Genomic DNA, 14,255 nt, shown 5'->3' with positions numbered 1-14,255 from the left:
GGCACGCTCACCCGCGCGGCCCAGCCCCACCCGCACCACCCGTCCCCGCATGTCCGCCGCTCAGCGGGGTAGCCGACGACCGCCATGGACGGCGGTCGGCCGTCCGGCGCGAGAGGGGACGTGGACCATGACGCAGAAGATCCTGAGCGGCTACGACGGCTCCCCGCAGTCCCGGGCCGCGGTGGAGTGGGCGGCGGCGGAGGCCGTGCGGCGCGAGGCGGAACTGACTCTGCTCCGGGTCTGGCACTGGCTCGGCACCGCCGGGCCGGAGGGCCCGGACGCCGCCCCGCTCCAGCAGGCCGAGCACGACGACCTGGAGACCCTGGCGGCGGACCTGCTGGCCGCCCACCCGGAGCTGTCGGTGTGCACCCAGGCCGCCGCCGGCGACCCCACCGACGCCCTGCTCGAACTGGCCGCCGGCTACGACCTGGTGGTGCTCGGCTCGCACGGCCCGGGCGCCCTGGCCGACATGCTGGGCACCTCGGTGGCCCTCTCGGTCGCCGCCCGGGCCGCCTGCCCGGTGGTCCTGGTCCGGGAGCACCCCGCCGAGGAGAACGCCGCGCAGCCGCTCGGGGACCCGCACGCGGGGTGGCGGCGCGCACGGACGTGGACGTACCGGTCGAGCCGGACGCCCGGATGGAGGCCGAGGTGGTGGCGGAGGCCGAGACGCTGACGGCCGCGACCGCACCCGTGCCCACGACCGCACCCGTGCCTGCACCCGTGCCCGTGCCCGTGCCCGCGGGGCGGCCACCGCCACACTGCCGGCGGCGACGGACACCGCGATGGACACGGACACGGACACCCTCACGGCGGTGGAGGCGCCCGCGATGCCGGGCTCGGGTGCGGCGGTGGGCACTCCCACCAGGCTGGGCGGGGCCACGGCCCGGCCGGAGATCGTGGTGGCCCTGGCGGGCGATTCCTCGCTGCCCGCCGTGGAGTTCGCGCTCGCCGAGGCGGCCCGCTCGGGCGCCGTGGTGCGGGCGGTGCACGGCTGGGAGATGGTCCCGCTCTGGGCGGGGGCGCCCGGCTGGCTGCCGCCGGACCCGGACCCGGACCACCGGAGCGCGCAGATCGAAGCCGATCTGACCCGGGCACTGGCCGGTGCCGCCGCCGCCCACCCGGAGGTCGAACTGCGCGTCGAGGCCCGCCTCGGGGGCGCCGTCGGCGCGGTGGTCGCCGCCGCCGAGCACGCCGACCTGGTGGTGGTCGGCCGCCGCCCGCACCTGCTCGGCAGCGACCTGGGCGCGGTGGCCCACGCCGCCGTCCAGCACAGCACCGCCCCGGTGGCCCTCGTCCCGCACCCCTGACCGGTCCCGCGTCCGTATGGCAGGGGCGGGCGGCGGGCCCTTCGGCCCGCCGCCCGCCCTTCGTTCAGCACATGGTCATCACGGGTAGGCGACCACGTTGACCGGGACGGTCCCGTCCGGGGTGACGCCTCCGGTGTCGTTGATGACGTGGGAGATCGTGCCCTGGTACCCGAGGGAGACCGTCAGCGCGTCGTGGAACTTGACGCCCGCCGTGTTCGGCACCTCGAACGCGTGGTAGGCGTTCACCGCCGGGTTGACGTTGAAGTAGCAGTAGCTGCCCAGCCCCCACGCCTCGTGGCTGGTGACGTTGCTGCCGACCTTGTAGGCCGCGTAGCCGTTCAGGCCGGACGGCGACTTCCAGGCCGCCTGGTTGGGCACGTCGTACGGCATCTCGTTCTGGAAGAAGATCGTCCTGCCGTTCTGGCCGTTCCAGGTGACCTCGTACTTCTGGTAGTGCTCGACGAACAGGCCGGTGGCCAGCACGTTGTTGCCGTTGACGACCACGCCGTTGTCGGCGGTGTTGACCGTCCAGCCGACGGTGCCCGCATTGCCGTGGTCGGCGCGCCAGGCCCAGATGTGGTCGATGATCGTGTTGTTGCTGTTGACGACCAGGCTGGTGGTGGCCTTGCCGGCGAACTCGCCGCCGATCCGGAAGAAGACGTCCTGGATGGTGGTCGGGTCGGCGGCGTGGTTGGCCGAGGAGCCGCTCGGGCCGACGGTCAGCAGGGCGGCCGAGTTGGTGGTACCGGCGTCGAAGAGCAGGCCCTTGAGCCGGACGCCGTCGACGTCGGCGACCTGCATCGCGTTGACGCCGTTGTCGGGGACGAAGGTCGGGTAGCCGATGCCGAGGACCACGGTGTCGGCCCTGGTCACGTTCAGGGTCTGGTTGAGGTGGTAGACCCCGGGGGTGACGAACAGGTTGCAGCCCTGGGAGAGCGCGTTGTTGATGGTCGCGGCGGTGTCGCCGGCCTTGACCACGTAGAACCGGCTCATCGGCAGCGAGCTGCCCGGGGTGCTGCCGGACGCCCAGCTCGGGCCGGTGGCGTTGGTGCGCAGGCTGGGCAGGAACACCCGGTACTTGCCGGAGCCGTCGACGTACAGGTAGGGCACGTCACGGGAGACCGGGGTGGTGGCGAGGGTGGTCTCGGGCGGGTTGGGGAAGGTGTTGGCCGGGGCGCCCTGGACGCCGGAGAAGACCATGTTCCACACGCCGCCGTCCCAGCTGCCGAGGCTGCTGTCACGGGTGTACCACTGCTGCTGCGAGATCGAGGCGGCCTGCCCGCTGACCTTGGTGTCGGCGACGTAGCCGCCGCTCGCCCAGCCGTAACTGGCCGGGTACAGCGCCAGGTTGCCGCGCACGTCGATCCGCCGGAACGGGCGGCCTGGGCGACCGCCCAGCGGTCGGTGCCGCCGCCGGGGTTGATGGCCAGGTTCTCGGCGGAGCGCCAGAAGTTCTGGGTGGCGTTGCCCGCGTCCGAGGCGTTGAAGGCGTCCACCGTGATGTTGCCGTTGATGGTGACGTCGCCGGGGTTCTGGCCCAGGCCCGCGACCGAGGTGTAGAAGCCGACGTTGTCGTTGACGTTGTAGGTGCCTGGCTTGAACAGGTCGGCGACCCGGTTCTCGGAGAACTGGGCGCTCTGGGTGTCCTTCATCTGGTTGAAGTGGGCGTCCAGTTGGGCCTGGATGGTGGCGCTGGACATGCTCGGGTCGTAGACGTGCACGTTGGGCCCGAAGTTCGGGGTGTCGGACTGGGCCGGGCAGGTCCCGCCGGTGCCGCCGGTGGGGCTGCTGCTGGGACTGGCGCTGGCGGTGGGGCTGGGACTGGGGCTGGGGCTGGGGCTGCTCGCGCCGCCGCCCACGGTGAAGGTGAAGTGCGGGCTGTCGTACTGCGGGCCGCTCTTCTCGTAGGTGAACCAGTACTCCAGGGCGTTGCCCGTGGTGAGCGAGCCGACGGTCCAGCTCCAGGTGCCCGCGCTGTTGGCCATCCGGACGTTCTGCTGGTTGGCGCCGTTGACCAGGTAGTGGACGTCCACGTAGAGCGCGGGCGTGGTCGGGGTGAAGACGATCTTGACCTGCGAGGCGTTCAGCTGGGTGGCGCTCTGGGTGTAGTCGCCCGCGGCGGAGGCGGGGCCGGCGGTGGCGGCCAGGCCGAACAGGGCCGCGAGGGTGAGCGCCACCGCGGCGAGCAGCGCGAGCACCCGGGGGTGGGCGGCCTGCCGGGGGTGGGGTGGGAGAGGGCGGTCGTCCTTCGCATGGGGGTCCTCTCGTCCGGCTTCGTGAAGTGAACGCCGGGCCGAAGTGGGAGAAGGGATGGTTTCGCCTTTCTGCTGAACCCGACTGGTTGAGAGCGCTCTCTGGGTTCGTACGGAAGTGTTGAGGGGGTGACGACTCACCGTCAAGTGGCGTGCAGCATTCACCTCTTGAACGGACGGGGACGGCTCCCCGGAGCACCGACGGACGACCCGGCCCGCACCGGCACGGACCGGCACGCACCAGCCCGGCCCGGCCCGCACCGGCCCGGGCCGCTCAGCGGGCGAGCGGGGAGCCGACCCGGTGCAGCGTGCCCTCCGGGTCGACGTAGCCGAACTCGCGCAGCCCGTACGGGGTGTCGGCCGGCTCGGTCAGCCGTCCCGGCGGTGCCGCCGCCGCCCACTCGGCGTGCAGCGCGTCCGCGTCCGACACGTACAGGTAGAGCACCGCGCCGGTGCGCAGCGGGTCGTGCTCCGGCCACTCGGTCAGGTGGAGCTCCACCGCGCCGCGCGAGACGAAGCCGTACCCGGAACCGTCCTGGTACGGCTCGGTGGTGAACCCGAGGCGGCCGTAGCGCTCCAGGGCGGCGGCCAGGTCGCGGACCGGGACCACCGGGGCGACCCGTTCGAACGCGACGGGGCCGGGCGGTGCGGACACGGGTTCCTCCGGGAGGGGGCGGGCTACTCGGCCGCGGGCAGCAGGAAGTCGTAGTAGCCGGGGCTGGCGACCAGGGCGGCCTGGAAGTGGAGCGGTTGCCCGTCGGTGTCCAGCGGGACGTCGTGTCCGGCGGTGCGGGTGAGGCCGAGCGGCAGGTCGGTCACGTAGGCGTGCTGGGTCCTGTCGACGACGGTGTGCCCGGCGGCGCGCAGCTCGTCGAGCAACTGCCGGGCGGGGACGGCGAAGACGTCGGTGCCGCCGAGCCGGACGGTGATCCGCTCCGGGCCGGGGCGCGGGGCCCAGACCTCGGCGGCGGTGAGGGTGCGGCCGTCCTCCAGGTGGAAGACGATCTCGAACTGCTCGTGCAGGGCGGTGACCTTCATGTAGGCGAACCGCCCGGCGAGGCCCTCGTCCTTGACCTTGACCCGGCCGAGCGCGGCGGCGGCGGTCTTGAGGTCCTCGGCGGCCATCCCGAGCGGGAAGCCGGTGATGCCCCGGGCCGGTTCGAGGTCGATGTCCATGCCGGTCATTGTAGGAGGCAGGTGCGGATCTTCCAGCCGTTCCCCGCCAGGTACTTCTGGAACTTCCGGTTGCCGGGCAGCGAGTCGACCATGTCCTTGATCGCGGCGTCGTACTTGGTGCCGTGGACGCGGCGGATCTCGTCGATGTCCATCTTCATCGCCTCGTCGAACTTGCCCTGCTGGATCAGGCTCTTCTGGGTGGCGCGCCACTGCTCGCTGGCGGCGGAGGAGCCGGTGCTGATGAAGTCGCGGTGGTCGTCGTACTCCATCCGGATCGCCGGGCCGGTGCTCTCCTTGAGGTCGGGGGTGCCCAGGCCCAGGTAGGTGGCCTTGGCCGGGATGTGGTTGACCTCGTAGCGGGTGGTGTCGCTGCCGTCGGTCCAGTTCGCGGGCGTCAGCTTGCCGTACCAGCCGCCCCAGCCGGAGGGCTGCTTGGGGGCCAGGCCGAGCGGGTCGGTCCAGTACAGCGGGTTGGGGACGTAGCCGTGCGGGTCGGGTCCGGCCTCCTGGCCGAGCGGGTCGGTGCTCAGGTAGCGGCCGGTGGCCGGGTCGTAGTAGCGGAAGTAGTTGTACTCCAGGCCGGATTCGGCGTCGTGGTACTGGCCGGGCCGCCCGAGCGGGCAGTCGGGGCGCCGTCGGCGGCGGGTCGCCGGAAGCGGCGCCCCCACACGTTGGTGTCCGCGTGCCAGACGATCCGGCCGTCGGGGTGGACGAGTTCGCTCGGCGCGTCGACCAGGTCGGCGACGATCGCGTAGAACCGCTCGTCGACCGGGTCGCCGTCGGGGCCGGTGATCCGTTCGCGCTGGGCGACGGCCCGCCAGGTGCCGGGCTCCCAGTCCCAGCTGACGGTGCGGGCGGCGCCGTTGGGCAGGACGGTGCGCTGCTCGGCGAGCTGGTTGTCGTCCCAGCTGAACCAGGTCCGTTCGGCGTCGGTGCGGACCCGGCCCTCGGCGTCCAGCAGGTGCTTGGAGGTGCGCCGGCCCAGGACGTCGTAGCCGTAGGCCCAGCGGGTGCCGTCGGGGGCGTCGAGGCCGGTCAGCCGGTTCCGGTCGTCCCAGTGGTAGTGCCACTCGCGGCGCCCGCCGGAGAGGGTGCGCACGGTGCGCCGGACCAGTCGGCCGCGCTCGTCGTGGTCGAAGGCGGTGCGGCCCGCGGTGCGCAGCAGGGAGCCGGTGTAGGCGCGTTCGCCGGCGCAGCCGTCCTGCGGGCGGCGGGTGTCGTGGGCGCGGGTGACGGCGCCGAGGGCGTCGTAGGCGTAGCTCTCGTAGCTCTCGCCGGCGTCGTCGGCGTCGTCGGCGGTGACGCGGGTGATCCGTCCGGCGGGTGTGAGGGCGTAGGTGCGGGTGCCGCGGAGGGTGTCGGTGACGGCTTCGGGGAGGCCGTCGGCGCGGTAGCGGTAGCCGCGCCGGTGCAGCGGGGCGGGGGCGCCGTCGGTGCGGGCCCAGAGGGCCTGGCCGGTCAGTCGGCCGGACGGGTCCCAGCTCTGAGTGAGGGCGGCGCCGGAGCCGAGGCGGCTGGTGGTGACGCGGCCCGCCGCGTCGCGGGTGAAGGTGAGTTCCTCGAGCAGGGTGGTGAGCGCGGCGGGGCGGTCGGCCTCGTCCCAGCTCCAGGTGGAGGTGAGGCCGGTGGGGGTGGTGCGGCCGGTGCGGCGGCCGAGCGGGTCGTAGCGGTAGCGGGTGGTGCGGCCGTCGACGTCCTCGGTCAGCACCCGGCCGGCCGGGTCGTGGGTGAAGGTCACGGTGGAGCGGCCGTCGGTCAGGACGGCGAGGTGGCCGTGCTCGTCGTAGCCGAGGGTGGTGGTGGCGCCGTCGTGGTCGCGGCGCTCGACGAGCCGGCCGAGCGGGTCGTACGCGAAGGTGGTGGTGCGGCCGTCCTGGTCGGTGGTGGCGAGGAGTTGGTCGGCGGCGTCCTTGGTGTGGCGCAGGGTGCGGCCGTTGAGGTCGCGTTCGGCCACCAGGTGTCCGGCCGGGTCGTAGTGGTACTCCCAGACCGCCTCGCCGGTGGTCACGGCGGTGAGCCGCAGCTCGGTGTCGTAGCGGAAGGTCTGGACCTCGCCGTCGGCGCGGACCTGCCGCCGCAGGCGTCCGAACGGGCCGGTCTCGAAGCGGACGACGGCTCCTGCGGCGTCGCGCTGCTCGACCGTGTTGCCCTCGGGTCGTGGCTCCAGGTTTCGGCGGTGCCGTCCGGGTGGCGGCGCTCGGTGACCTGGCCCTCGACCCGGCGGGTGAGCCGGGTGGTGGCGCCGAGCGGGTCGGTGACGGCGGCGACCCGGCCGAACGCGTCGTACTCGACGGTCGCGGTCCGGCCGAGCGGGTCGGTGACGGCGGTGATCAGCCCGGCGGGGTCGGTGGCGATCCGGTGGGTGCGGCCGAGCGGGTCGGTCAGCGCGGTCATCCGCCCCTGGCCGTCGTAGGCGTAGCGGGTGACGGCGCCGGCGGCGTCGGTGCGGCCGAGCAGGTTCCCGGCGGCGTCGTAGTCGAAGGCGGCGCCGATACGGCCGTTCTCTTCCAGGGCGGCGATCTGGCGCAACTCCGTGTAGCGGATGGTGAGTTCGCTGCCGTCGGGGGCGGTGACCCGGACCGGGTCGCCGTGTTCGTCCAGCCGGAGGCGGACGGTGCGGCCGAGTTCGTCGGTGCGGGCCACCACCCGGCCGTGCTCGTCGTACTCGGTGCCGGTGGCGTGGCCGAGCGGGTCGACGACCCGCACCACCCGGTGCTGCTCGTCGTAGTGGTAGGCGGTGGCGTGGCCGAGGCTGTCGGTGGCGACGGTGACCCGGGCCCGCGGGTCGTGGTGGAACGCCGCGGCGAGGACGCCCTCCTCGCCGGTCCCGGAGACGGCCCGGCCCTCCTCGTCGTAGGTGTACGCGTAGGAGTGGCCGTTGCGGTCGATCCAGGCGGTCATCCGCCCGGCCTCGTCGTACTCGTGGACGTGGGGCAGGCCGGAGGAGTCGACCACCCCGGCGAGGTTGCCGTCCGGGTAGTACTGGAAGCCGACCACGGCGGTGCCGCGCCCGCCGTCGGTGCCGTCGAGCAGCCGCAGGCCCTCGATCCGGACGCCCCCGGGGGTGACCGTGCGGTCGACGGCGACCCGGTAGCCGCAGCTGTGGACGACCTCGCGGGGCACGCCGTCCGGGTCGGGCCGGAACGCGATCCGGTGCCCGTTGCGGTCGCTGATCGCCGAGATCGGGCGGACCTCGCCGATCCGGTACGCCCCGCCGGGGCCGGGGTCGGCGAAGTGCCGCACCAGGCCGGTGCCCGGGTCCTCGATCCGGAAGCCCCCGTCGGCGTCCCAGGTCAGCGGCCAGCGCGCCCCGCCGTCCGGCAGCACCCGGGCCCCGGGGCGCGGCGGCAGCGGGTAGTGCAGGATCTGCGCGTCGTCGCCCGCGTAGTGCACCCCGGTGGCGTCGACCTCCACCCGCTGGTCCAGCGTGGACGACCAGCCCTGCCCGAACAGCCGGCCCCCGACGTACCCCGACGCGTACGAGCGGCGCAGCACCACCGGCAGCAGCCCGGCCAGCACCAGGTCCCGTTCGGCGGTGACGACCTGGCCCGAGACCACGTCCACCGGGTCGCCGGCGGTGTGGCAGCCGGAGTTCCCGTCCACGGACTGCCCGCGCCGCCCGCGCCGGCCCAGCGGCCCGCTCCCCCGGCCGCGTCCGCCGCCCGGGCGCGGGTGCGGGACGCCGTCCCGCCCCTCGCCGCGCATGATCCTCTCGAGGTCCTTGACGTGCTTGGCCTCGATCTCGCGGGTGTTCCTCGCGACGGTCCTGAGGTTGTCGCCGGCCTTGCGGTAGAAGTCCTTCAGCGCCTTGCCGGCGTCCTCGGCGAGCGTCCGGCCGAGTTTCTGCGCGCCGTGCTCCAGGGCCTTGACGATCTGGTTGCTCATCCGAACCTCACCCCGGCCTCCCCGTACGGTGCCCGTACCGCGGCAATCTAACGCGGAACTCCCGCGCCCGGGAGGGGGCTTGGGGCAACCGTGACCCGGCCGGGCAGCGCCGCCCGGCGCACCCGCCGCATCTTGACAGGGTCTTGGCAAGCCAGCAGGATTCCGGCGGATCGTCAGTAAGGTTTGCTGTCCATCGGCTCCCCCGGGTGCGCGACCCCCACCGGACCGCCCCGTCGGACAGCGCCCCGCGCCCCCGTGTCCCCGCATCCGCGCTCGCGATCCGGGCCCCCACCACGAGCGACCAAGGACTCCCATGAAGCGCCGTTCCCCCCTCCTCGCGGCGGCCACCGCCGCCGGTGTCGTCGGCACCCTGGGCCTGTTCGGCCCCGCCGCCTCCGCCGCGACCACCACCGGCCCGATCACCGGCCTCGGCGGCAAGTGCGTCGACGTCGCCGCAGCCGCCACCGCCAACGGCACCGCCGTCCAGCTCTACGACTGCAACGGCACCGCCGCGCAGAGCTGGACGGTGGACACCTCCGACCACACCGTCCGCGCGCTCGGCAAGTGCCTGGACGCCGCGGCGGCCGGCACCGCCAACGGCACCAGGGTGCAGCTGTACGACTGCAACGGCACCGCCGCCCAGCAGTGGACCGCCGACGGCGGGCTGGTCAACACCGGCGCGGGCAAGTGCCTGGACGTCACCGACCGGTCCACCGCCAACGGCACCCCGCTGCAACTGTGGACCTGCACCGGCGGGACGAACCAGCAGTGGAACCCGCCCACCGGCTCCACCCCGCCCGCCGGCGGCCTGAACCCCGCGGTCTCCCCCGGCGGCAACTTCGACCTCTCGCGCTGGCAGCTCCAGGAACCGGTCGGCTCCCCCGGCTCGCCCACCACTGTCTCCTCCGCCGCGCTCCAGGGCCCGAACGGCTTCCACGACGCGTACTTCTACACCGACGGCGGCGACGGCGCGATGACCTTCTGGGCCCCGGAGAAGGGCGTCACCACGCCCAACTCCCACTACGCCCGCTCCGAGCTGCGCGAGATGAACCCGAACGGCGGCGCGGCCGACTGGGCGCTGGCCGGTAGCCACCGGCTGGCCGCGACCCTGCGGGTGGTCTCGGTGACCTCCAACGTCTGCGTCGGCCAGATCCACCTCGGCTCCGGCGGCTCCTCCACCAAGCCGCTGATCGAGCTCTACTACCGGGCGAGCGGCGACATCGTGGCGGGCGTGGAGAACTCCCCCGACGGCGGGCAGACCACCCACACCGTGGGCCACGTCGCGGTGGGCGCCAAGTGGAGCTACACCATCGCCGTCTCCGGCGGCAACACCATCGACCTGACGGTCAACGGCAGCACCACCCACTACCCGATCCCGTCCTCCTTCAACGCCTACCACCAGTACTTCAAGGCCGGCTCCTACAACCAGTCCTCCTCGGACAGCACCACCAAGGGCGCCCGGGTCGCCTTCTACGCCCTCACGGTCAACCACGGCTGACCCGCCCCCGCACCGCCGCTCCCCCGCACCGCCGTCGCCCCGCCCACCCGGCGGGGCGACGGCGTTCCCGATGTTCCCGGCGTTCCCGGCGTTCCCGGTGTTCTCGGCGTTCCCGGCGCCCTCCCGCGGCCGCTCCCCCGCCCCCTCCCGCAGCCGTTCCCCCGCCCCCTCCCGCCGCCGTTCCGCGCATCCCCGCTGCGCGTTCTGCGCGAAGATGTTCGAAACTGCGCCCGATCGAGCACTTGACGTCACGTCGGCCTGCTGCTGCGATGTACACCGGTCAAACCCGGCCCACCGGCGAACCGGCGGAGCCCCCGATCCCGCTCCGCTGGGCGGGGCCTGACGCCCCGTCCGGTCGACAGCACAGCGCAGCGTCCCGCAGGTCCGCCCGGCAGCCTCGCGCCGGGTCCCGGGCCCCGCGGTCACCCTCCACCGCCCCCGATCACCACCGAGGAGGCATCCACCGATGCGTTCCGTCCCGCGCCCCCCGCTGCCCAGGCCCGGCAGCGGAGGGCGCCGTTCCCTCGTGCTCTCCGTCGTCCTGCTGACCGTCGCGGCCCTGTTCGCGGCCCTCGGCCCCGCCCCGGCCGCCCACGCCGCCACCGCCGGGAACGCCACCGCGGTCACCCGCTCGGGCACCACCTTCACCGTCACCACCTCCGGCAGCGCGGTCGCCCGGGTCCAGCTCGCCCGCACCGACATCTTCCGGATCTGGCTCAGCCCGAACGGCGCGTTCACCGACGACCCGGCCGGCACCGACCTGGCCACCACCACCGCCTTCGGCGCCGTCACCGCCACCCTCACCGACGCCGGGAGCTACTGGCGGATCGGCACCTCGGCGATCTCGCTGCGGATCAACAAGGCGCCGCTCACCTTCGCGCTCTACCGCGCCGACAACACCACCCTGCTCTGGGCCGAGTCCCAGCCGACCAGTTGGACCAGCGGCCAGACCACCCAGTACCTGGGCCGCGGCGCCGACGAGCAGTTCTACGGCACCGGCCTGCACCTGGGCGACTGGGCGCTGCGCGACAAGACCGTCCCGGTCGCCGTGACCAACTCCTGGACCGAGAACAGCAACGCCAGCCCGGCCCCGTTCTACATGTCCACCAACGGCTACGGGGTGATGCGCAACACCTGGGCCCCGGGCAGCTACGACTTCGGCGCGCCGACCCGGCTCACCCACAACGAACAGCGCTTCGACGCCTGGTACTTCGCCGGGAACTCGCTCAAGGACGTTCTGAACGCCTACACCGACGTCACCGGCAAGCCCTTCCTCGCCCCGATCTGGGGCCTCGAACTCGGCAACGCCGACTGCTTCAACGCCTCCAACCCCGCCTACAGCGGCGACCACGACCGGCTGCGCCACCAGACCACCCCCGACGCGGTCGGCTACGCCACCGACGCCCGCGCCGCCGACATGCCCTCCGGCTGGTTCCTGCCCAACGACGGCTACGGCTGCGGCTACACCGACCTGCCCGGCACCGTCTCCGGCCTGGCCGCCCAGGGCGTCCACACCGGCCTGTGGACCTCCACCGGCCTGAACAACATCAACTGGGAGGTGGGGACGGCCGGTTCACGCGCCGTCAAGACCGACGTGGCCTGGATCGGCGGCGGCTACAAGACCGCCTTCACCGGCGTCAACCAGGCCGTCGCGGGCATCGAGAACAACTCCGACGCCCGCCGCTTCGTCTGGACCGTCGACGGCTGGGCCGGCACCCAGCGCAACGCCGTGGTCTGGACCGGCGACACCTCCGGCACCTGGGACGCCATGCGCTGGCACGTCCCGTCCATCGCGGGCGCGGGCCTGTCCGGCCTCAACTACGCCTCCGGGACGTGGACGGCATCTTCGCCGGCAGCCCCGAGACGTACGTCCGCGACCTCCAGTGGAAGGCGTTCACCCCGGCGTTCATGACGATGTCCGGCTGGGGCGCGACCAACCCGTCGGCCGGCTACAACGACAAGCAGCCCTGGCGGTACGCCGACCCGTACCTGTCGATCAACCGCAGGTACCTGCAGCTCAAGATGCGGCTGATGCCGTACCTGTACACCATGAGCCGGGCGGCCACCGACACCGGCGTGCCCTCCACCCGCGCCATGGTGCTGGAGTACCCCGACGACCCGGTGGCGCGCGGCAACCAGACCAGCGGCCAGTTCATGGCCGGCGACTCCTTCCTGGTCGCGCCCGTGGTCAGCGACACCAGCGTCCGCGACGGCATCTACCTGCCGGCCGGCAGCTGGACCGACTACTGGACCGGCAAGGTCTACACCGGTCCCGGCTGGCTGAACGGCTACAGCGCCCCGCTCGACACCCTGCCGCTGTTCGTCAAGTCCGGTGCGGCGGTGCCGATGTGGCCGCAGATGAACTACACCGGCGAGAAGCCCGTCTCCACCCTCACCTACGACGTCTACCCGCGCGGCACCTCCTCCTTCACCCTGTACGAGGACGACGGCACCACCCGCGCCTACCAGAACGGCGCCTCCTCCCGCCAGCGGGTCGACGTCACCGCGCCGAGCTCCGGCACCGGCGACGTCACCCTCGCGGTCGGCGCGGCGAACGGCAGCTACACCGGGCAACTCGCCAGCCGCGCGTACGAGTTCACCGTGCACGCGGCCGCCGCGCCGAGCGGCGTGACGGTCGGCGGGACGGCGCTGCCGAAGCTGAGCGGCAAGGCCGCCTACCAGTCCGCCTCCACCGGCTGGTACTTCGACCCGGCCGACCGCTCCGGCACCCTGTGGATCAAGGCCGGCGACCACGCCGTCACCGGCGCGTTCACCGTCACCGCCAAGGGCCTGACCCTGCCCGCCGGCACCCCGGTCAGCGGCAGCGGCCCGATCCCGCAGGCCGGTTGGAAGGTGGTCTCGGCCGACAGCCAGGAGACCGCCAACGAGAACGGCGCCGCCGCCAACGCGATCGACGGCAGCTCCGCCACCCTCTGGCACACCCAGTGGTCCGGCACCCCCGCCCCGCTCCCGCACGAGATCCGGATCGACCTCGGCACCCGCTACTCCGTCGACGGCCTCGGCTACCTGCCCCGGCAGGACGGCGGCGTCAACGGCCGGATCGGCTCCTACGAGGTCTACGTCTCCGACAGCACCACCTCCTGGGGCACACCCGTCGCCACCGGGAGCTTCGCCGACACCGCCGCCCTCAAGTCGGTGAAGTTCACCGCGAAGAGCGGCCGCTACCTGCGGCTGCGCGCCCTGACCGAGGCCGGCAACCGCGGGCCGTGGACCAGCGCCGCGGAGATCACCGCCACCGGCAGCCCGGCCCCGTAGGGCCCGGGCCCACGCCACCCCGCACGCGCCTGCGCCCGCCGGTCCTCCGGCGGGCGCAGGCGCGTGCGGCGGGCGCGCAACCGGCTTCGCCGTCGGGTCAGTTGACGACGGGGAGGTTGTTGAGCTGGAGGAGGTTCCAGCTCTGGTTGCCGGTGTTCCACACGTCGTCGGCGGTGATGCAGTCCCACTGCTGGAGGACGGCCTGCTGGACGGGCGTGCCGGACGGCGCGGCGGCGTCCAGGCACCGGCCGGTGGCCCGGTTCTTCAGGAGCATGGTGGTGGGGAAGCAGGTACAGGTGTGCCCGACCCAGACGGTGGTCCACTCGGCCGGGGCGTAGCCCGCGTCGCAGTACGGGTACTGGAGGACGGGGGTGCCGTTCGCGTAGGTCCCCGAGCGCCAGTCGAGCATGAGGCACTGGCCGGAGTGCCGGGCCTTGATCCGGAAGTAGCCGTTCCCGCTGTCGAGCAGCTCGTACTCCTGGGAGGCGCTGGTGTTGTTCGGCCACAGGAAGACGCCGGTGTACGGGGCGGCCGAGGCCCACATGACGTCGGCCCGCAGCCCGGTCCGGGCGTTGACCAGCTCGTAGCGGGTGGGTTCGTCCGCCTGGGCGGGGTGGGGGCGAGCGCCGCGAAGAGCACCCAGGCGAGGGCCGCCGCCAGCGCGGCGGGGGTGAACCGGGAACGTCCGCGCCCGGTCCGGCCGCTTGAGCGGCCCGGGCGGTCGGGCCGTCGGGGATGGGGTGTCCGCATGGTGGTCTCCTCCGTGAGGGGCGGCCGCGGGGTGCGACCGCGGGTTCCGGGTGGTCGGCGGCCGGGGTGCCCCACCCTGGCGCGGTGGCCTGTGCACCGACCTTGCGGCCG

The 14,255-nt window shown here is 73.5% G+C and carries 11 protein-coding genes and 2 pseudogenes; 6 read left to right on the top strand and 7 right to left on the bottom strand.

Features of this window, described 5'->3' with window-relative positions:
* Positions 1 to 127: 127 nt before the first annotated feature.
* Positions 128 to 673, top strand: coding sequence for a universal stress protein (locus tag QMQ26_RS33240; RefSeq protein ID WP_282203856.1), 546 nt, complete (start codon positions 128 to 130; stop codon positions 671 to 673).
* A 109-nt stretch (positions 674 to 782) separates the two neighbouring features.
* Positions 783 to 1,307, top strand: coding sequence for a universal stress protein (locus tag QMQ26_RS33235; RefSeq protein ID WP_282203855.1), 525 nt, complete (start codon positions 783 to 785; stop codon positions 1,305 to 1,307).
* A gap of 78 nt (positions 1,308 to 1,385) precedes the next feature.
* Here QMQ26_RS33235 and QMQ26_RS38770 read toward each other — a convergent pair.
* The 6 genes and pseudogenes from QMQ26_RS38770 to QMQ26_RS33205 all read right to left on the bottom strand — a co-directional run bounded on the left by QMQ26_RS38770 (position 1,386) and on the right by QMQ26_RS33205 (position 8,620).
* Positions 1,386 to 3,505: pseudogene (locus QMQ26_RS38770) on the bottom strand (coagulation factor 5/8 type domain-containing protein).
* A 328-nt stretch (positions 3,506 to 3,833) separates the two neighbouring features.
* Entirely contained in the window at positions 3,834 to 4,214 is a 381-nt protein-coding gene (locus QMQ26_RS33225) for a bleomycin resistance protein (RefSeq protein WP_100839096.1), read from the bottom strand.
* A 23-nt stretch (positions 4,215 to 4,237) separates the two neighbouring features.
* Entirely contained in the window at positions 4,238 to 4,735 is a 498-nt protein-coding gene (locus tag QMQ26_RS33220) for a hypothetical protein (RefSeq protein WP_282203854.1), read from the bottom strand.
* Positions 4,736 to 4,740: 5 nt separating this feature from the next.
* Complete coding sequence (locus QMQ26_RS33215; protein WP_282206666.1) at positions 4,741 to 5,313, bottom strand: RHS repeat-associated core domain-containing protein; 573 nt, start codon at positions 5,311 to 5,313, stop codon at positions 4,741 to 4,743.
* Positions 5,262 to 6,743, bottom strand: coding sequence for an RHS repeat domain-containing protein (locus tag QMQ26_RS33210; protein WP_282203853.1), 1,482 nt, complete (start codon positions 6,741 to 6,743; stop codon positions 5,262 to 5,264). The genes QMQ26_RS33215 and QMQ26_RS33210 overlap by 52 nt, the downstream gene beginning before the upstream one ends.
* Entirely contained in the window at positions 6,740 to 8,620 is a 1,881-nt protein-coding gene (locus QMQ26_RS33205; protein ID WP_282203852.1) for a DUF6531 domain-containing protein, read from the bottom strand. The genes QMQ26_RS33210 and QMQ26_RS33205 overlap by 4 nt, the downstream gene beginning before the upstream one ends.
* Positions 8,621 to 8,933: 313 nt before the next feature.
* Here QMQ26_RS33205 and QMQ26_RS38505 point away from each other — a divergent pair.
* From QMQ26_RS38505 to QMQ26_RS33190, 4 genes and pseudogenes are all read left to right on the top strand, one after another.
* Positions 8,934 to 9,344: pseudogene (locus QMQ26_RS38505) on the top strand (ricin-type beta-trefoil lectin domain protein); the annotation flags it as partial.
* A 6-nt stretch (positions 9,345 to 9,350) separates the two neighbouring features.
* Positions 9,351 to 10,118 carry a polysaccharide lyase family 7 protein gene (locus QMQ26_RS38500; protein WP_404814232.1) on the top strand — a complete coding sequence of 256 codons (768 nt, stop codon included), beginning with the start codon at positions 9,351 to 9,353 and terminating at the stop codon, positions 10,116 to 10,118.
* A 526-nt stretch (positions 10,119 to 10,644) separates the two neighbouring features.
* On the top strand, positions 10,645 to 12,030 hold the full coding sequence (locus QMQ26_RS33195; protein WP_282203850.1) for a glycoside hydrolase family 31 protein: 1,386 nt from the start codon (positions 10,645 to 10,647) through the stop codon (positions 12,028 to 12,030).
* Entirely contained in the window at positions 11,952 to 13,394 is a 1,443-nt protein-coding gene (locus QMQ26_RS33190) for a discoidin domain-containing protein (RefSeq protein ID WP_282203849.1), read from the top strand. Before QMQ26_RS33195 ends, QMQ26_RS33190 begins: the two co-directional genes overlap by 79 nt.
* 97 nt (positions 13,395 to 13,491) lie before the next feature.
* On the opposite strand, the gene QMQ26_RS38495 is transcribed toward QMQ26_RS33190, so the two are convergent.
* Positions 13,492 to 13,938: an RICIN domain-containing protein gene (locus QMQ26_RS38495; protein WP_404814014.1), complete on the bottom strand. Its 447-nt coding sequence runs from the start codon at positions 13,936 to 13,938 to the stop codon at positions 13,492 to 13,494.
* Positions 13,939 to 14,255: the final 317 nt, after the last annotated feature.

The organism is Kitasatospora fiedleri (assembly GCF_948472415.1).
Classification (GTDB): Bacteria; Actinomycetota; Actinomycetes; order Streptomycetales; family Streptomycetaceae; genus Kitasatospora; species Kitasatospora fiedleri.
This window is presented reverse-complemented; position numbering and strand designations above follow the sequence as displayed.